Here is a 19,394-nt window from a genome sequence, read left to right as displayed (position 1 = left end):
CCCAGCGGATGCCGGACCCAGGACGAATGTCCTCAGCGTGAATATTATGTTATACGACGGAATTGCATCTCTGACTGACTAAAATTTTCTTTTCTTGTTTGACTCTTTATTTAAAAATATTTAATTATTTCTAAGATTTAAATTCTCTTCAACCCAACTTACCAATACCTTTCGCAAACTACTTTTAGCTTCACGATTTTTTTGAATAATTTTGGTATATAAACTATCCATAGATCTATTGAAATTAACATCATATTCTAAAAAAGCAAATTCTCCAGAATGAAAATGTCCTGATCGAACATTCCCGTACAGATAGTCGAGAAACTTTAAATCAATATCGTCCCCTAAATATCTTTTACACATTTCAGAGAAACCTATCTTTTCATATTTTCCTAGTGCTTCAACAGACGCTACCATATAGGATATTGCTGATGTTTCGTTAAATTGTTCTGTGTTCTTAGCAAGCAGGTAAATTCGACATGCATTTCTGAAAGATTCATATTTTTTTATATTTTCTTCTTCAAGCTGCTTGATTTCACGAAAATAATCTCTAATTTTTTTGGGTACTTTAATAGGATTATGTGGATTGTGTATCTGTGCAAATGAACCTTCTGAATATTCGTTTTTCATTGAGCTCTTTTTCTTTATTTCTCTATCTTTAAATATTCTTTCTAAAAAGGCGTCACTATTTGTTTGATAAGTAACTTTCGTCTTCATTTCCTCTGCAACTAAATAAATTGGGCCATAATCATACCCTGGATTATCTTCAGGCGTGATACCATAGAAATTATCCCTCACGTATAACTTTAGTTCCTCATCGTAAGTACCTGTACGATGGCGATTCAATTGTATTCGACCTAAATTACCTTTGATTAAAAAATTCATGTATTTTGATCTAATGTCTTGAAATCCAACATCTATAAGCAGAGAAAGAAAGGCAGTAAAATCCGAAATAATATTATATGCAATGCTTCTTGCTTGATCTAAATTGATTGCTTTAACTTCCACATCGAATACAATAATGTGTTCCGAATAAGATTCATCTTTTTCAAAAACCATAAGAGGGAACATTTGAATCTTATTTATCCAATTTATTGTATATACTCCTTTTATGGTAGTTTTATTGAAGATGCTTTTGTATATTCGAACAGTATATTTACTAGAATTTTTTTTATATACACTGTTTAGCAATTTCATTTGTATAGTTTTATAAATATACAAATCTAAATCATTTTCGTTGATCTGATGGTGCTCAAGAGAGAGCTTCATACTTTTAAAATTATCTTTCGTAAATTTAAATTCCAAAAACAAACTTAAATTCTCGAAATTTCTGATTTGATCTTTGTATATGCATTTTACAATAGTTTCGTTTTCTAACTCTTTAGTGGAGATTTGAGCATTCTTATATTTGAGAATTTCAGAAATTTCAGCAACTAAAATATCAATATTTTGATCGAAGTCTAACTCGACTACTAAATCTACTACTTTGTTATCTTTATATTCTTCCATCATATTGTTCACACCTACTTATCAAATTTATACTCATGATTTTCGTCACAAAACGAATTTAGATATTTTAGCTTTATCTTTTTTAGTCTTGTACTTGATTCTGTCGTATAACGTTTCTGTATTCACGACCCAGCATATGCTGGGTGTCCGGCGCATGCCGGGCCAAGGACGAATGTCCGCAGCGTGAATGTTATGTTATGTTATGTGATGTCTGCTTCTTCTTCGAACTACTTAGACAGCTTGTTTGATTTCTTTGCCATGCTTTTAAACTCTTCATATTTCTCTTTAGCAGCTTTAATTTTACTTTCCACTACATAAGGAGCATCATCTGAAAAACTGGGTAGTTTCTCATTTATGTAATCGTATAATGATTTTTTCTCAGCAGTCGTCGGAATTATCGGCGCAACAGGTATAGGTAGTGGCTTATCTTCTACTTCTATTCCTTCATGCAAATCAGCCATCCCAAAAGAAAGAAAATTATGAATAGCTCTTTTTCTATCTTCTTCTGTCTGTTTATAATTTCCGTCCGAATCTAAATGGAATCTATCAAATTCCACCATAAGTAGTTTATGCGGCTTCCTGTCTTTATTCCTGTAATATAAGATCACTTCAAGTACTTCCTCACCTGCTAATTGAGGAACAGATTTATGCTTATGATCTTTAGGTCGGGCGATCTTTATAACTTTGCCTGCACGAGATACAAATAAATATCTGCTTTGAATCATCTATCTCACTCTTTCTCTCTTATTTAAGCTGATTTCACATAACGGAATATTCACGAAGTTCGTAAATATAAGAAATACAATTGATTAAACGAAACATCGTATTTGAAATAGTCCTTTTGAATCATGTTTATATTGTATCATCAAATGGAAGAATATGACGATCTCTAATCCTATACTTTCAAACAAAAAACTCCCGCCAAAACTTCAGCAGAAGCTTTTTTGAATAATTAATTCACACGAACACCCCATCAATGACAGGTACGTAAGAATCATCAAACGTTAACTATACATAATATATAAGAAAATAGGTTTGTTCCATATGTACCACTTGACTAGACTTTAGGCTTACTAGAGCAGATAAGTCAATTTCTCAGCGATTCACCCCGGATTGCATAATAAAAGAAGTCATAATATAAATCCCAGAGGCATGTTGTATCCCGGCGATCAGCTCATCTGCTAAATTATCTGTAATGAGCTTGACATTCAGCTTCGTTGACATCGATTAAAAACACCCGCTCCTGGAATCCACCTCGTGCCTCGGCTTTGTCTGCCCGCAGCTTGTCCAGCTCTGCCACATTCGCCCCATGTACTTCTGCCAGCGCCCGGATGACTTCCAGCATATCTGCCAGCTCCTCCAGCGCGTCCTTATCTTTCGCCGCTTCAAAATATTCCTCTGCTTCTTCACGAAGCTTCGTTCTCAGCTCTTGCTTATATTCCTCTGGGTCCAAAATACGTGTCCGACATTCCTTGCCCTGAGACGTAATGATGTGCGGAATCCGGTCCCGCACCAGCTTGTTGTATGTAGGCATTTGAAATAACACCCTTTCTGTTGTAGAGCCTTGAGGTCGCAGCCAACATCTCCCTTTTTTCCATTATATCATTCGTGAGAAAAGGTTGGGTGTTATTACCATATGATTTAACTGAACATTTTGCATAAATCCCAAGAGCGATTTCAAATCAGCAATATATAGATCAAAACGGTCTAGTTTGTCTATATATTGCACTTCTAAGCGTTGGGAATCGAATTATGCAAAATGCTGAACTACTTCATGGACTGATTTTCTTTAAAAATAGATTGATACCGCTCAGCAGGATCAGCTACAATTCGACGAGATAGACATATTAAAATATGGTCCGTTCTAAAAAGCAGTCTATCGACCTCCTCCAGCTTCATTGGCTTGTTATGTGCATTATCCTCTGCGGAAATAAGATAATGCACGGTACCCATAAACAGCACCATATCCAAACTCGGCTCAGCATCCGTGTGGATTAACCTAAACACATCCGTTATAGATAGGTTAATGGAGGATAGAATGATTTGATTTCGGTGAACATAAACGGCCTTAGCCATAGAAAACATCGCCCGGTCACAAAGAATGAGGCAGTTGTGAAATTGATGATAATTGCGCATGATCTGTGCAAGCTTGATCTGATATTGGGCGAGCTTTTGAAAATCCATCATGCAATTCAATATGTTGGGGTCGCTATGATTAGGCTGTATGGAATCTGGATCACTATGTAGGTGGTTGCTTAAGGAGTAATTTTTCACGGGGAGTCAACTCCTGAATTTTAATTTAATGAACAGTGAGGACATCGCAGGACCAATAAGAAACGATCAAAATATACAAATTTCTAGCTATCGGACAAGCATTACAATAAATATTACTATATAGTAGTTTTTAATTCAATTTACTTATTAACAGTTATTAATTAGAAGTAACTCTTTCTCTACACTTCTAACTATAGAGAGGTGTAATCATGTCTGAACTTTTAGATTTAGTCGGCACACGTATTCGAGATATTCGGAAGTCTAAAGGGCTTTCCCAAGAAGCTTTAGCCGAAAAAGCAGGATTCAATTCGAGTTATATCGGTTTTATTGAGCGTGCAGAGAGAAATATATCTTTGAAAAATCTGGAGAAAATAGCGAAGGCATTGAACGTGGGCGTTTATCAGTTGCTTACATATGTAAAGGAAAATGATGAGCTTGCCGAAGGAAATTCGAGTGTAAAAAGTATTTTGACTCTGCTAAGAACGCGCGAATCCAAAGATACTGAGCTGGCATTGAAGATTCTTACGGACATATTTGCAAGAATTGATGAACGGTGAAAAAAATAAAAGGAACTGCACTTTGCAGTTCCTCCCATTCCAATCCCCTACGACAACGCCAGCATTGCTTTCATATCTTCCTCTGCGGTAGTAATCAGCTTTAAGCCAAACAGCTCTACGAGCACATCCAGCACGCCAGAAGAAATAAACTCGGGCGGCTTCGGCCCGATGCGGATATCCTGAATGCCAAGGCTGAACAAGCCTAGCAGGATGGCAACTGCTTTTTGCTCAAACCAGGACAACACGATGCTGACTGGCAGCTCATTCACCGTACAACCAAAAGCATCCGCTAACGCCAGAGCGATTTTCACCGTAGAGCCGGAATTGTTACATTGCCCCAGATCAATATAACGCGGAATCCCCGTGTCCCCCACGGTACCGTAGTCCACGTCATTAAAGCGGAATTTCCCACAGGACGTGGTTAAAATAACCGTATCGTTCGGCAAGGAAGTAGCCAGCTCGCGGTAATAGTTACCGCCTTTACCTGGTGCGTCGCAGCCTGCAATGACGAAGAAACGACGGATATGTCCGTCTTTCACCGCCTGAATAATCTCGGGAGCGAGTCCGATGACCGTCTCGTGATGATATCCCGTCGTAAGCACCTGCTCAGATTCTACATCTGCGGCTGGCAGCGCCAACGCGCGCTCGATCAACGGTGCAAAGTCATCGTCCATAATCTTGGCGACGCCCTCTAGCCCGGCTACTTCATAAGAGAAGAAGCGGTCTGCATATGTGCCTTTAATCGGCATCACACAGTTCGTCGTGGCGAGAATCGCGCCTGGAAATTCCTCGAACAGCCTGCGCTGATCGTACCAGGCTTTGCCGATATTCCCTTTTAGATGTGCATATTTCTTCAACGCCGGATAACCGTGGGCAGGCAGCATTTCCGAGTGGGTATAGATATTAATGCCCTTACCCTCCGTTTGCCGCAGCAATTCCTCCAGTGCATACAGATTATGTCCGGTCACGACGATACATTGTCCTTCAATTTTATTCTGGCTGACGGTAATCGGCTGCGGTATGCCAAAACGATCCGTATGCGCATGATCCAGCACATCCATGATCCGTACGGCTGCATTTCCGACCTTCATCGCCATCTCCAAATGCTCTTGTACATTGAAATTGGAATTGGTTAAGGTCATATATAACGCTTCGTGCGTGATACGATCCACCTCTGGATCGCTATAGCCCAACTGTCGAGCATGTGTCGCATAGGCCGCAATGCCTTTTAACGCAAAAATCATCGTATCCTGCAAGCTCGCTATCGTTTCATTCTTGCCGCACACCCCAACTACGGTACACCCGCCACTCGGCGTCTGTTCACACTGATAACAAAACATATCGTTTTCCTCCAAATATGGATAGGTATTTGTTCGTTATCCACAGCGTAACAGACCCCTAAGCGCATAGGTGTGATTACACACACATTTTTCAGCTCACTCCTGATCCGACGCGATCACAGCCATTCCACCGCCTTTGCGATACTGAACAGGGGAAACACCCATGGTCTTTTTAAAAGCGGTGCTAAAATAGTGCTGACTGTCGTATCCCGTACGTTCTGCTATATCATAGATAGACAACGTCGTAGAATCCAGCAGTTGCACCGCCTTGCGGATACGAGCGCGTGTGACGAGGGTCACGAAGCTATCGTTTAGCTCTTTTTTGAGCACACGGCTGAGATATACGGCGGATACCTGTAAACGCGAGGCGAGAGATTCCAGTGTCATCTCCCGGTCTGCGAAGCCTTCCTGAATAAGCTGCCGTGCCCGGCGTACGAGTGGAGACAGCTGCGATTCGCCGTACACACGATCACGGCACACTTGAAACGCATCAACCGCACCTTCCAGCCCCTGGGCATTTCGCTCCACATGTGTATGAACCGCTATGTTCAGGTAACGTCCGATAGCCTGCTCCATCGTTGCGCCGATGGCTTCGGGTGCCTCCTGCCACAAGCACATGCCGATCAGCCCGTTTGCATCGCGGAACAACACATGCGGCAGGCCCTCCAGCAGCTCGCCAATGATATTTTCAGCGGCAAAAAGAAACAGTTGGCGATCATTCTCGCGCATAATTGTCTGTCGTGCCTCTGCCGCAGGCCACCGCACTACGCCGATCTGAACGGGTGAACGGGATGGAAGACGTAAAAACGCCAGTTGCTCCATCACGTCCTTTCCCGTGTTCTGCCCTTCCAGCCATTCCAGACAAAAGCGCTGGCGCAGCAGCGGAATATTCCGCTCAATCTGCCCGGCGGCCTGTTCTACATAGGCGGCACGCTTACGCTCTTCATCCAGCCGCCCACCGAGCCGCGACAACGCAGCGTGAAGCTGCTCCGCATCGACCGGCTTCAATATATAATCCTCCACGCCAAGTCGGACGGCCTCCTGCGCATACGCAAATTCATCATGACCGGAAATGATCAGACACCGACATTCCGGGCGTTCTTCCCGCAGTCGTCGGATCAGCTCAATGCCGTCCATGAACGGCATATTCATATCGACCAGCAAGATGTCGATGCCAAGCTGTACCGCCAGCTCCAGCGCTTCTTCGCCATCCTCCGCCTCACCCGCAACCTCCATGCCGAGAGCCGTCCAGTCTACGCAATCTCGTATGCCCTCACGAATGATCGGCTCATCATCTGCGATCAGCACCTGATAACGTTTTGCCGTCATCGTCGTCACTTCCGTTATGTTCTTGTCCGTCAGACTCGTCGTTGTCGAGGTGCCGGTGGTGTGTGATTTCGTCATCCTGATCCGCTCCTTTATCATGAGGCTTCTTCAATTGTGCTATATCCCGCAGCAACGGATGAATGATCGTAACGCAGGTACCTGCCCCTTCTTCACTGTCCAATACAATTCCATATTCCTCACCAAAAGATAGACGTATACGCGCCTGTACATTCAGCATGCCATAGCTCCTGCCGTTCGCATTCACACTGGCTCCACTTGGCTTCTGTTGTCCTTCCATCGAGTACAGCGGTGCTTCCAGCAAATGCCGCAGCTCCCGCAACCGTTCCACCGTCATCCCTGCACCATTATCACGTACCGTCAGTAGCAGCTTATCTCCCTCAATCCGCGCCTCGACACCAATCGTGCCGGGTCCGCGTCTAGCCTTAATGCCGTGGTAAATAGCGTTTTCCACCACAGGTTGAAGCATGAGCTTTAACACGAGCAGCTCCCCTAATTCCTCGGGTACGCTTAATTCCCAGCGAAGTCTGTCCCGATACCGGGTTTGCTGAATTTGCATATAGCTCGATATATGCTCAATTTCGCTGCGTAGCGAAATAAAGTCATCCCCCTTACTCAGCCCGAGGCGAAACAATCTGGATAGCGCCCCTACCATGTCGGACACATCATCTGCCCCGTTTTTACGAGCCATCCAATGAATCGTGTCCAAAGTATTGTATAAAAAGTGAGGCTTGATATGCTCCTGAAGGCTGCGTAGCTCGGCATCCCGCTTCTGCCGCTCCCTTAGCTCGCTAAGCGACATCAAACGGCGAATTTGCTCCAGCATCCGGTTGAAGCTCCTGCCGAGCATCCCGATTTCATCCCCACGCTCACTCCATTGGCGAACCGTAAGATCCCCCGTTTCTGCTGTCCGCATATAGGACATCAGCCGGAAAATCGGCTGCGCAATCGAACGCGACAACCTTAAAGATGCCGTCAGTCCGAACAGACATACAATGAAGACAAAGGAGACGACGTAGAATTGAATTTGTCGTACCTCCAGTGTTGATTCCTGCGCCGGGAATACCCCCACCGTTCTCCAGCCCGTAAACTCGGAAGCCCGGAACATGAACAACAATTCCCTTCCTCCAGCTTCACGAGTAAATATCCCGTTGTCACCTGCACCAAACCATTCCGGGGGAATACGCTTGATCAGCGGCATATCGGGCATATACACGCTGCGTCCCTTGGCATCTGCCACCATTAAATACCCGGTTTTGCCCAGGGTTACATCTCTGGCAGCCTGCGACACGGCCCGTAGCTTGAGATCAATCATAATCACGCCCAGCACACGTCCAGTCTCCGAATCCGTCACCGACCGGACGACAGACACCATTTCACTATCCTTGTACTGAACATGAGTCGTCACATTACGATGGCTCGGCTGTCCCAGTACGGTAAAAATACCTGCATGCTGCGCCGCCTGTTTATACCAGTCTTCTTGAGTCAGGCTGCGCGTGCTTCGAGCATACATTTCGTTACTAATATAGTCACCGTGTTCGTTCACGATCAGAATACCTGCAATCTCGGGATATAACGTGGTAAAGCCCTGTAAAAATTGCTTCATCCCATACAGCGTATCCTGTGCCCGTTCCTCCTGTTGTTTCTCCTGCGCAACCGACTGCGCTCCTGTACCCGTATGACCGTCAGCGAGCGTCCGTCCTTGCCAGAACTCCCCGATATCCGGGTTAAAGCCAATCAAATACGTCATGTTCTGCAAATTTTCCATTTTGGTATCCAATGCCTCATTTACCTTGCCAATGAGCTGCATCGTATGGTCTTCCACCTGCCGCTCAATAATCCGTTCCACCGTCCAGTTGACCAGCAGGCCCAATCCCAGTGACGGTACGATGCCAAAGAACAGGAATAACAGCATAAGCTGATACCGCAAAGGCATATTGCGCAAGCGCAAACGCTGCATCCTTTGATCCGACCATGCGCGTATACGCTTCCATCTCCGTTGATCATCATTTCGCATAATAATCATCTACATTCGCCCGTGTGACGACGGATATTCCTGTGTCCACCCGTACGGGCAGCGGGGCGTTGTCACCGGAGGAGGAAGGAGCAGGAATCGTCAAATGATGGTGCAGATGGAACAGGTATTGAAGCGACCAATAGCCCATATTCCACGTTCCCTGAGCAATGGTTGCCGAGATCGTCCCTCCACGGATCATATCCAGAGTCGCTTTATTCGTATCAAAAGAAATGATTTTCAGCGGACGACGGCTCTTTTGGCTCAATACCGCCTCACCGACACCTGTTCCTCCCGTCGCCTCGGTCACAAAAATCCCCGCCAGCTTCGGATACGCCTTCATCAGCCGTAGCGACTCATTCCGGGATATCATCGCATCTCCGCGTCCATCTGCCACTTCCACCACCTTCATAGCAGGATACTGCCGCTGAATGGTGTCACGAAAGCCACGGGAACGCTCCTCGTGATTTTGCTGACCGGGTAACGTCAGAACAGCGACTTCGCCTTCCCGTCCCAGCAGCTCTGCCATTTTGTCCGCAGCGGTCACGCCCGCCTTGTAATTGTCCGTTCCCAAAAAAGAATAAGCCCGGCTGCCCGGCGCCCCTGCATCAAACAGCACCACAGGAATGCCCGCGTCCAGTGCCTTGTTGATCGCCGGGATCAGCGAGTGTGGATCAATCGCGGAAATCGCAATCCCTGCGGGCTTCCGGGCAATCGCCTGCTCGATCACGGTCGTCTGCTCCTGCGCATCATAACGGGTAGCCCCCCGATACTCGACGGTCACACCCAACGCATCCCCAGCATCCTCAAAGCCCTTTAGCCCGCTTTTCCAATACTCCAAACCGGACTGGAACGTAATCATGATATACGTTTCTCCGATGCTGCCGCGCAGTCCTTTTTCCTCCCAAGTGCCCTTCAATGGCCCGGATTGTTCGTACCTGAACACATAGAGCGCAAAAGCCGCAATCAGCAGAATATATACCAGCAGCGTTTTTTTCACCCTTCCTCCCCCCTTTCTGGGCCTATCCCAAAGTTGTGAATTTACTTAGATTGTAAACGCAATCATATCAAATTGGAACTACTTCCACTCCTCTTACTTTCAGGTAGCGTTAATCCTGCACTAATGTTCCTGCGTTACAATACCTAAATTGTGTTATGGAGAAGGTATACGATTTCTTTTGTAAAAGGAGTGATATGGATGAGCAAGCCGCGTATCGCGGAGTGGACAGAACTGCGGGGTCTTGCCTACCTCGCTGTCGTGCTTCAGCATTGCATTGGTGAATATATTTACCGCAGCGATATCCAGCAGCCGGATTCCGTTATGCTCGCAATGCTGTATCATTTGACTCGCTTTGGCACACCGACGTTCGTTTTCCTGTCTGCGGCGCTGCTTTTTTATAACGGTAACAAATCGATTAGCTATTCCCGTTACATTGGCAGGCGGTTTCGGGATATTTATGTTCCTTTTCTCTGCTGGACGGTTGTGTATTGGCTATCTACTCAGAACTGGTCTACGGCGCAGTGGGGAAATATTTATTTTTACAAGGGCATGTTGGAGGAAATGATTATACCTGTCAGCGGATATCATCTATGGTTTGTAGTGATGATTTTTCAGTTTTATATTTTGTTTCCCTTATTTGCAAAAGCAGCCGGGCAGGTACAAACGTTCCTCCGTCGCTACAGCACCAAAAAACGCAAACACCTCGTTCTGATTGTAATGCTGATAGCAGCGGCGGCCTATGCTCTGCTCTTGCAATGGTCCTACTATGACATGTCTGCATGGAGCACCCATTTGCCGTCCTTTTGGCAGGCCTTGTTAGATTACCGCACCTATAACTTTATTATGTATTTTTTCTATTTTATGTTGGGCGCCGTATGTGCCTATATGACGGACACGTGGCGGGGACTGGCTAAGCAGACGTTGCCGTGGAATGTATTTGTCTTTATTGGTCTGTTCATGCTCATGGGTCACACGATGCTGATCCTGTCAGGCGATACGATTAATCTGAACATTTCCACCTATCTCAAGCCAAGTACCTTTGTGCTGATTGTCTCACAGTTGCTTTTGTTATATGGACTGCTGCTCCATTTGCAAAAAGACCAGCGCTCCGAGCCGTTCCGCCGCATGCTGAACTGGATCGGACGTTATTCCTTCGGCGGGTATCTGGCCCATGCGCTAGTGCTGTCCTTCATATCCTACTTTACCCGCCCGCTTTCACTGGGCGATCATCATTTTACGGCGACGCTGCTTACGTTTGTCGTCGTGGCAAGTGTTTCTCTCGGCATTAGCTGGCTGTTCGCCCATCTGCCGGGAGGCCACTGGATTGTCGGCTCGAAAGGCAAACAGCGCTTGACCTGGCCGTTTCGGCTCCAGCCGCTTTCCTCCAAGCGAACTTCCAAAGGCACGCAGGAGGTTGGCTCATAGAAAAAAAGATGCTATAACACTAAAAAAGGACACTGTGTAGAGGGTAGCCCCTCTCTAATGAAAAAGGCCGACACATTGGCCGGCCTGATCCATCTTCAATACAACTATGAGATAATTACAATTCTCCCCGTGAAGTACCTATACGAACTGCGAGTTCACCAGACATGTAAGCATTACCTGAGGTAAGGCTCACATAAAACTTACCGGTAGACCAAGCATTCGAGCTAACTTCACTATAAATCTGGCCAGGTTTTACAGTTCCAGAAAGCTTCTGCGTACCTGATGGTGAACCTTGATTTACGGAAAACTTAATTGGTTGGCTGACGTCATTACGTATCCATACTTTAACATATCCATATCTTGAGGGAATTTCAAAATCCTCTGTAAGCTCTGTATTACGAAGAGTTCTATTGACCACCGATTTAGTTTCCTGAGGAGTAATAACATGATCTCCCGTTTTTGGCGTATTCACAGCTGTTGATTCATTTGCAGACTGAGTCACTTGTACTGTGTCTGTTATAGCTGGTGCAAGATCGGTCGTAGCTGCGGCAGAAGCAGTTAATGGAATGGCAACAGCTAAAGACAAAACAGATAATAATGAAGCTTTTTTAATACTTGTCATATTCATAGCCTTCTCTCTCATGAAATTTTGTTTTATCTAAACTAATCTGAACTCACTCTAATTAAATGGAATGAATAATAAGTGCCCACCTCTTTCCAAGACAGGAATGGTCTTTATTAATCAACTCCCAGTATGTATAAGTTCCAATTTTGCTACATGACTAATAAAGATTTTCCAAAAGTACAGCAATATCATTTAGCAGCTATACTTTCTGCTTTTTTGTGTATTATTTTACATTATAAGTTTTTTTATTGTCATTTTTAAATAGGAATTTGGACAATCGTACCAATCGCTATGCAAAGTGTGTATCCCCCCAATTCAATAACATTTTATTCCATGAACATGTATTTCATTTTAAAATAAGTCATTATATAGAATAATGATAAACGTTATGAGGGAGAAATCACAGTTCTGCATAAAAGGAATGGAGGGATGGACTGAATATAGCATCGTCGTTGCCAATGATTTGACCCAAAACATAGTGAGATTGCTTCTTGGTCTGAAACATACGGTTGTACTGATTAATCAGTTCATCCAAAAGCATAGACTGCTCAAGTACACAAGCGTGTCCGAAGCCATACTCTTCGTAAAGCTCATGCAAGTGTTGTCTGGCGTGTTCCATTTGTTGAATTAACGTTAACGTTTCATCCCTGTTCATCCTGCATACCTCCTAGTGAATCTCATTTTAGGAGGTAATGAACAAATATTTCATGTCCTTTTTTGAGCCAATAAATTACAAAATAATCCAAAAAAAGACCAGCAATAAGCTGGTCCAGTGTAATGAATATGAAGATGATTACTTGGATCAAGATCCACCAACGTGTCCATAAGTTTGGATTATTCCATAGCTTGGGTTTCCAGCTTGCACTGGTACTGTGAATACCAGCAATAAGCTAGTTACCATCAAGAAGAAAACCATCCTTTTGATCATTTTTTTCCCACACCTCCTCATAAATAGATTGGAACTGAGCCTGTGTTTCAGGAGCCGCATGTGTTTTGAAATGAAAAAATAATCCAACACAATTGGCAATAAGTAGTACATGATTAATTGTAACAGCTTTTTCAAAAGCGTTTATTAAACAATTGAAACCATATGGATATCTACCTTTATTTAGGCTGTACTTAGCTATCTTGTACCAAAACCGTACGTATTCTTCCGGTAAAACTTGTTGTGTATACATGTCAGAAGATGACGGTTCCTGATAAGCTGCAATTTGGGACTCAAAACGCTGTAGAATATGGTCCACATCCACATTGTATCGGTTGGCTACTTCAATGACGTTTAGTAACTCGGCAAAAATCTCTTTTTCACCAGCTATGTACTCCACGTAATCCGACAGGACGCTAACATCTCCAGACATAAGTCTGTTTACGTAAGTATTAATTTTCGCCCATTGCTGATATTGCCGCTTCCAATAAAGCGCATCAGGGTCCTTCTCCTTCACCCAACTTAGATCGGTATAACGACGAATGTGTTTTAATGCCTGTTCATGATCTCCTTTTGCATCGCAAGCACTAGCACACAGAAGTTCGGCGTAAGTTATGTATACAAACAGCGGCCTACTTAGCTTTTTTCGTGGCTCTGTTCCTTTTCGCTTGGAGTTGTGAACCAAATTATATTGGAGCTGTCCCAATCGACCCATTCGATGTGCAAATTCTTGAACCTTGTCCCACAGGCTTAATGATCTGTACACGTTTGCTAAATCTTTCAAAGCATCTAATTGCTCTATCTCGTCCAAGCGATCCACAAAAGGGGCAAACTCGGTGGCAGCTTGAAGATTTACAGTTCTATCCTGTCCAATATTGATTTGGAACAAGCGATATTGGCAGATCGCCAATCGCTCTGCATGCTGGTGCTTCTCACTTTCAGCCACCTTTTTATAAAGGTATGCCGCTGCTTCATTGTAGCCGTCTTTGTACACATTTTCTGCAACATCAAAGAGCGACGGCGGATAAGTAGGGTTATCCAACAACAGAATTACAACTCGCTGCAAGCAGTCCAGTCGCCCTAACTCAATGCATCGGTATAGGAATGGGCAGATCTTTTTCCAGTTGAGTGGAGATTCTTCAATGCACTCTTCAATGTAACGTTCGTAAAAATAATCCAGTGGTAAATTCATTCCCGCAGTAATGCAATCCAATTGGTGAACAGAAATAGAACGATTGCCCGTCACAATGCTACTAACTGTACCTACATTCAAATCAATAATGCGACCAAACTCGGTCATGGTTAAGCCTTTTCGTTTTAGATAGGTTTGAATTTCTGCTCGTATCGTAGGTGTGATTTCCATGGATAAACCACCCTTTCAGCATGAACTTTAAATTAGTGCAAATTTCAACAAAAAAATAGAGTTTGGAAACTAATAGTATAATTATTTTTTTCTACTCATGATAATACCATCTTCTGGAACAACAATAAATGCTTTTATTTAATTGATTTTTATATTTCTAATAGGAGAGTATTGGATGATGGCCGCAAAAATGACAAGAAATTTAGAAGCTTTTGGTAGACTCGTAATTCCCAAAGAAATACTCATAACCTGTGATATTTGTGCAAATGATGCTATAGAATTTTTCACAGATGAAGAAAAAGGTATCCTATCCCTAAAAAAATACATTGGTCAGTCTTGTAAGTTTTGTCAATCTACCGAGGGATTAAGTTATTTTAAGAGTTCTCTTATATGTACAAGCTGTAGATATATGCTCAAGAGTCATCTAAAGCCCGTGTAAGTCAGCTCATACCAAAAATGTTCGATCAGGCAGGTGACGGTTAAGAAAGGAGAAGATCACTTGAAGAATACAGGTATGACACGTTCCCTTGATACGCTAGGCCGGATTGTTATTCCTAAGGAAATGCGGACCTCTATGGGTATTGATGTTGGCGATCCTTTAGAGTTTTATGTAGATGTTGAAACAGGATTTTTGAGTATGCGGAAGTATATTGGAGTCGCCTGCAACTTGTGCAGTTCGGTTGAGTCTTTAACCTATTTCAGGGCTTCATTATTATGTAAAAAATGCATTCTCGATCTGAAAGGGAACATAGGTGTGAGTCCAATACCTGCTCCTGTTGTTAAGAAACCGTTCAAAGAAAAAAGAGCAAATCGGTCGTCTTCAAAAAAACTGGCTGAACAACTAAGAAGACTCATGAGTGAGCATCCTACAGCCAAGCAAGGCGATTATGCCAAATGGCTTGGCGTGTCACAAGGCCGTATTTCCCAGCTTAAAAAGCTGTTATAGGCATCGCTCACCATTATCCACATTTTTAAGGACGATATGAACCTGAAAAAAAAACGAATAACTCGTTGTATTTATCGACTCCAAATTACCTATCTAAGTGAAGGGCGAAATTGATACAAACACCAAAAAAGAATGTGGAGCCATTCTGGTGTTTGCGACTCCATCAAATTCACTCTCAATAAAACAATTGGAGGCGTATAACAATGGGTTTTCACATTCTTGCTAATTTTCCGGCTAATCGGGATTACAAAGGTATTCTGAAAGTATACAATGACAGCGGTACACTGGTATTTGGCCCTGTCGAAGCTTTGGGGCGCGGGTCAAATGATGAAGCGAACGGTGGCGACCATACCAACTGGAAACGTAAAAATGCAGATATTCCTACTGGTGTAGCTAAATGTAAAGTTTATGCTAAGGGTTCTTCGGAGTATTCTTATGGTCCCTACAAACGTGTATGGCTAAATGAAGCAGTAAGTGGGAATTTCTTAATTGCTGCACAGAACGGTCGAGATGAAATTATGATCCATGGTGGAGATCCTGCTCCAAGCTCTTCCGCTACTTGGTATCCATTACGCCCAACCTATGGCTGTATCCGACTCTCGAATAGCAATCAGAAAGCACTGATTCAAATCTTGGAGGCAAACGGAAGTTCAGGAAAAATTACAATTTCCGAGGTTTAAAAAAAACAGGGCGGGAGCAACTCCCGCCCTTCTTGCTCGTTCAATAGATAGACGAACTAAACCGTTTCATCTATCTATTGCTGATTTGAAATCCCTCTTGGGATTGTTGCAACATGCTCATTTATCAAGCTTTAACCATTGTTGAAATTCTTTTTCACTTATTTTTTTAACAGTCTTCACTTTCTTAGTGATCATAGAGTACGTATACAGTCTTTTTTGATCCGATGGATATTCACTTATATAGTTTAATTGATCTCCATTTTTATTCCATAAAATTAAACTTGTACTAATGTAATCTGTTTCTCTAGGTAAAAAAGTAAACGTACCTTTTGGGGAATCGTAAATGGCTATGGAGCTTCTGGCAGGATCTCCGTAGGAGAAAGCAAGTTGATCTGTTTTTGGTGACCAATTATAGGAATTTATTGTTTCAATATTTTTCTTGCCAGCAGCACTTAACTGGTCATTTAATATTTGATGCTTTCCATTTTTCAAATCCATAAGCAGCACCGTCTCCCCTGCGCTACGTCGTGTTTGTATAGCGAGCCAATCATTTGAAGGTGATACTGAAATACTCGATATATCACGCAGCTTATCATCAAAACCATCTGTTTTGATTGTGTAGATCTTTTCTCCTTTTTGGATCGTTATGGATGTAATAACGCTTTTTTCAGAGCCTGGTACATTTTTCAGCTCCGTTTTCTTCGCCGTTACCGTAATATTCTTTTCTTTCCATATCACTTGGCCTTGGCTCTCACTCTTTTTAAATTTTGTTATCGACTGATATACTGATGGATTTTGGGTTCCTGCATTAGCCATAGAAAGACCACTCAAGCTGCCCACAAGCACCATGCTCGACAGGAAAGCAGTAGCGTATTTTGCTCTTACATTCTTCATTTGAATAGCTCCTTTATAAAATGTATTGGCCTATTGATATTTATTACCACAATTTGTTCCAAGCCTTTCCTAAAATGATATCTATATACATAGACGATCAAATCGAAATTTTGTTGCTTTTCTCAAGAATTTTACACATAAATTTTTAAATGAGCATAAAAAAGCGTCCTGACAGACCGACTGAGCCGACTGCTGTGACAAATTTCTCTGACAAAACCTGTTATTTTTGAAATAGTGTAGATACACGAAACAGCGCAAAGAATGGAGAACCTATGGCAACGACAAGGAAAAACAAGCAATCTTCGCAAGAGCGATCTGCCTCAGTCTGTACCTGCATCAATCTGCGCCGTTCCTCGATGGCTGTTACGGGACTATATGACCGATATCTGGCTCCAAGCGGACTCCATATTAGCCAATTTTCACTGCTCAAGCACTTAGCTGCGCTGGGATCGGCAAGTGTAAGTGAATTGGCGCTGGAGATGCGGCTCGACCGAACCACGATTGTACGTAATTTGAAGGCGCTGGAGCATAGCGGATATGTGGAGGATATATCTGCTGAGGGCAGTCGCAACCGCTGCCTTACTCTGACGGAGAATGGAAGAACGGTATACAACGACGCAGCAGAGCTTTGGGAGGAGGCGCAGCGTTGTTTGCAGGAGTCATTGGGAAATGGGGAGCTGCAGATACTGACCGCACTCTTATCCAAAATTGAAAATTTGGGTTTGTGATCAGTCACCTTCTTACATGAGGTGATGCTCAATTCGTGTATATACACGAAAAAGATTGAAAATGTTTATCGCGGTATCAAGGAAAGAATGCTTTGCTGGTGAACAATAACCACGGAGAGGGATGTGGATAGGATGGTTGAATCCGTACCTGATATGAGAGAAATCATCGCAGCCGAGATGAAGACCTATGTGAGCGAAGACAAGGGCAATGTTTGTGAAGAACTACAGAGTCCTTATTACGAGGAGCCGATTATTCAATTTGCCGGGGCCAATGATCCTTTGTTTGAGGAGTACAAAAGAGTGGTGGGACCCGACCACGCCACGCCGCAGGAAGCATTTGAACATTCCTTCGGAATGGGGAGTTTTGATGGAGGCACCGTTATCAGCGTTGTGCTGCCGATCAGCGAGACGATCCGCAAGGCTAATCGCGCACAAAAAGATAGAGCCTCCAAAGAATGGGCGCTGCTGCGGACCTTCGGCGATGAATATTTTGTACAGTCTGCAAGGAGGCATTTGACGGGATATTTAACAGACCTTGGTTACCGTGCGGTTGCGCCGCTGGATACGGATTGGTACAGCATTTATGGTGCCGCAGGAGGGCCTGTCTCCAATTGGTCGGAGCGCCACATTGCATATGCTGCGGGTCTTGGCACCTTCAGTATTAATGACGGCTTCATCACCGAAAAAGGAATTGCCATCCGCCTGCTGTCCGTGGTGACCGATCTCCAAGTGCCGCCTGATTCCAGAACGTCAACAGGCCATACCGGAAACTGCCTGCTGTGCAGCAAGGGCACCTGCGGTGTGTGCATTACCCGCTGCCCTGTGCAGGCGATCAGCAAGGACGGCGGACATGACAAAATCGCCTGCATGAAATTTGTGTATGGCCAGGCATCGCGGGACTTTGCGGTGCTAAACGGCGGTGAAGCCGAATCGGGCGCCGGCTGCGGACTGTGCCAGACCAAGGTGCCCTGTGAAAGCAGGAATCCGATGCGAACCGCCCGGTGAATATGAAAACCTTGAGAACCGCCATTCTCAAGGTTTTTTTAGTACATAGCTTAGTTTTCATTAACCGAGGTTGAGGTGACCCCTGGCTCCCGCTTCAATTGGGCTTCATGTGGAGCCCCGGACTTACGGTCGAATGTAATCGGACCTTTACGGTTCACGAGCCGTTTCAGATCCACGGTCATTTCATTTTTCAGCTTATCAATGAGCTGTTCCTCTTTGATGCCTTTGCTTTTAGCAATATCGGCCAACGATTTGCCTTGTCCCAGTTCATTCTCTAACCGGGCAGGAGTGATACCCAGAAGCTTGGCGATCTTCTCGTTCAAATGGTAATTCCAGCCGCCTGGCCCTTTACCATGTCCATGTCCATGTTCGTGTCCATGTCTATGAACATGTCCTGATCTGTGATGATCCTGTGGTGCAGCCTTCCCCTGATGAGCTTCTCCTTGGCTTGTAGCATTAGGAACGGCAGCTTGCGACGGGTTGCCCGGTTCAGCACCGGAAGCTCCGGCAGCGCCTGCACTCCCATACATCATCACCCCTCCATATAGGATAGCAGCGGTCAATTTCCATTGGTTTTTCATGATGCAGACCCTTCTTTCGTCCTTTTTCATACTATATTTTCTCTTTCTGCTTTTTTTATTCACTTTACAGATTTTCATAAAATCCTTAATGTAAAAATAACAAAATGTTGAAAATTGCAATCTATTTTATAATGGCAGGTAACAACTAGATATCGCTATAAAATTATCTATAAGAGATGCAGGT

19 protein-coding genes are annotated in these 19,394 nt (G+C 43.9%); 6 read left to right on the top strand and 13 right to left on the bottom strand.

Translation table 11 applies throughout. The features are described 5' to 3' along the window. Positions 1–120: 120 nt before the first annotated feature. From NST83_RS05380 to NST83_RS05365, 4 genes are all read right to left on the bottom strand, one after another. On the bottom strand, positions 121–1,512 hold the full coding sequence (locus NST83_RS05380) for a hypothetical protein (protein WP_342416861.1): 1,392 nt from the start codon (positions 1,510–1,512) through the stop codon (positions 121–123). 224 nt (positions 1,513–1,736) lie between these two features. Beyond that, positions 1,737–2,234: a hypothetical protein gene (locus NST83_RS05375; RefSeq protein WP_061829663.1), complete on the bottom strand. Its 498-nt coding sequence runs from the start codon at positions 2,232–2,234 to the stop codon at positions 1,737–1,739. A 461-nt stretch (positions 2,235–2,695) separates the two neighbouring features. After that, entirely contained in the window at positions 2,696–3,043 is a 348-nt protein-coding gene (locus NST83_RS05370; protein WP_342416860.1) for a nucleoside triphosphate pyrophosphohydrolase, read from the bottom strand. A 233-nt stretch (positions 3,044–3,276) separates the two neighbouring features. Further along, complete coding sequence (locus tag NST83_RS05365) at positions 3,277–3,783, bottom strand: hypothetical protein (RefSeq protein WP_342416859.1); 507 nt, start codon at positions 3,781–3,783, stop codon at positions 3,277–3,279. 209 nt (positions 3,784–3,992) lie between these two features. Here NST83_RS05365 and NST83_RS05360 point away from each other — a divergent pair, with 209 nt between their 5' ends. Continuing rightward, complete coding sequence (locus NST83_RS05360) at positions 3,993–4,340, top strand: helix-turn-helix transcriptional regulator (RefSeq protein ID WP_044648031.1); 348 nt, start codon at positions 3,993–3,995, stop codon at positions 4,338–4,340. A gap of 47 nt (positions 4,341–4,387) precedes the next feature. On the opposite strand, the gene hcp is transcribed toward NST83_RS05360, so the two are convergent. From hcp to NST83_RS05340, 4 genes are all read right to left on the bottom strand, one after another. Next, the gene (hcp, locus tag NST83_RS05355; RefSeq protein ID WP_342416858.1) at positions 4,388–5,680 is read right to left on the bottom strand and encodes a hydroxylamine reductase; all 1,293 of its coding nucleotides are present in this window, start codon (positions 5,678–5,680) and stop codon (positions 4,388–4,390) included. Between the two features lie 96 nt (positions 5,681–5,776). Further along, positions 5,777–7,084 (bottom strand): response regulator, encoded by a 1,308-nt coding sequence (locus NST83_RS05350; RefSeq protein ID WP_342416857.1) that lies wholly within the window; start codon positions 7,082–7,084, stop codon positions 5,777–5,779. After that, positions 6,972–9,050, bottom strand: a complete 2,079-nt coding sequence (locus NST83_RS05345) for a sensor histidine kinase (RefSeq protein ID WP_342416856.1) — start codon at positions 9,048–9,050, stop codon at positions 6,972–6,974. Before NST83_RS05345 ends, NST83_RS05350 begins: the two co-directional genes overlap by 113 nt. Next, positions 9,031–10,038, bottom strand: coding sequence for a substrate-binding domain-containing protein (locus NST83_RS05340; RefSeq protein WP_137061747.1), 1,008 nt, complete (start codon positions 10,036–10,038; stop codon positions 9,031–9,033). Before NST83_RS05340 ends, NST83_RS05345 begins: the two co-directional genes overlap by 20 nt. A 198-nt stretch (positions 10,039–10,236) precedes the next feature. On the opposite strand from NST83_RS05340, the gene NST83_RS05335 reads away from it, so the two are divergent. Then, complete coding sequence (locus NST83_RS05335) at positions 10,237–11,463, top strand: acyltransferase (protein WP_342416855.1); 1,227 nt, start codon at positions 10,237–10,239, stop codon at positions 11,461–11,463. 115 nt (positions 11,464–11,578) lie between these two features. Here NST83_RS05335 and NST83_RS05330 read toward each other — a convergent pair whose 3' ends face one another. From NST83_RS05330 to NST83_RS05320, 3 genes are all read right to left on the bottom strand, one after another. Beyond that, entirely contained in the window at positions 11,579–12,085 is a 507-nt protein-coding gene (locus NST83_RS05330) for a hypothetical protein (RefSeq protein WP_342416854.1), read from the bottom strand. A gap of 403 nt (positions 12,086–12,488) precedes the next feature. Continuing rightward, positions 12,489–12,743 carry an aspartyl-phosphate phosphatase Spo0E family protein gene (locus NST83_RS05325; protein ID WP_342416853.1) on the bottom strand — a complete coding sequence of 85 codons (255 nt, stop codon included), beginning with the start codon at positions 12,741–12,743 and terminating at the stop codon, positions 12,489–12,491. 235 nt (positions 12,744–12,978) lie between these two features. Then, positions 12,979–14,376, bottom strand: a complete 1,398-nt coding sequence (locus tag NST83_RS05320) for a helix-turn-helix transcriptional regulator (RefSeq protein ID WP_342416852.1) — start codon at positions 14,374–14,376, stop codon at positions 12,979–12,981. Between the two features lie 499 nt (positions 14,377–14,875). Between NST83_RS05320 and NST83_RS05315 the strand changes: the two genes are divergently transcribed. Together NST83_RS05315 and NST83_RS05310 are read left to right on the top strand one after the other, a co-directional pair. Further along, a complete protein-coding gene (locus tag NST83_RS05315) occupies positions 14,876–15,322 on the top strand; it encodes an AbrB/MazE/SpoVT family DNA-binding domain-containing protein (RefSeq protein ID WP_170970781.1) in 447 nt (148 codons plus the stop codon). A 203-nt stretch (positions 15,323–15,525) separates the two neighbouring features. Beyond that, positions 15,526–16,002 carry a L,D-transpeptidase gene (locus NST83_RS05310; protein ID WP_137061742.1) on the top strand — a complete coding sequence of 159 codons (477 nt, stop codon included), beginning with the start codon at positions 15,526–15,528 and terminating at the stop codon, positions 16,000–16,002. A 117-nt stretch (positions 16,003–16,119) separates the two neighbouring features. On the opposite strand, the gene NST83_RS05305 is transcribed toward NST83_RS05310, so the two are convergent. After that, positions 16,120–16,896, bottom strand: a complete 777-nt coding sequence (locus tag NST83_RS05305; protein ID WP_342416851.1) for a hypothetical protein — start codon at positions 16,894–16,896, stop codon at positions 16,120–16,122. Positions 16,897–17,168: 272 nt separating this feature from the next. Between NST83_RS05305 and NST83_RS05300 the strand changes: the two genes are divergently transcribed. Further along, entirely contained in the window at positions 17,169–17,624 is a 456-nt protein-coding gene (locus tag NST83_RS05300; RefSeq protein ID WP_342416850.1) for a MarR family winged helix-turn-helix transcriptional regulator, read from the top strand. Positions 17,625–17,756: 132 nt separating this feature from the next. After that, positions 17,757–18,629 (top strand): (Fe-S)-binding protein, encoded by an 873-nt coding sequence (locus NST83_RS05295; RefSeq protein ID WP_342417880.1) that lies wholly within the window; start codon positions 17,757–17,759, stop codon positions 18,627–18,629. Between the two features lie 50 nt (positions 18,630–18,679). Here NST83_RS05295 and NST83_RS05290 read toward each other — a convergent pair whose 3' ends face one another. Next, a complete protein-coding gene (locus NST83_RS05290) occupies positions 18,680–19,210 on the bottom strand; it encodes a hypothetical protein (RefSeq protein WP_342416849.1) in 531 nt (176 codons plus the stop codon). Positions 19,211–19,394 lie beyond the last annotated feature (184 nt).

Source organism: Paenibacillus sp. FSL R10-2782 (assembly GCF_038592985.1).
GTDB lineage: Bacteria > Bacillota > Bacilli > Paenibacillales > Paenibacillaceae > Paenibacillus > Paenibacillus terrae_C.
The sequence above is the reverse complement of the archived record's forward strand: the minus strand, read 5'-3'. Positions and strand labels throughout refer to the sequence as shown.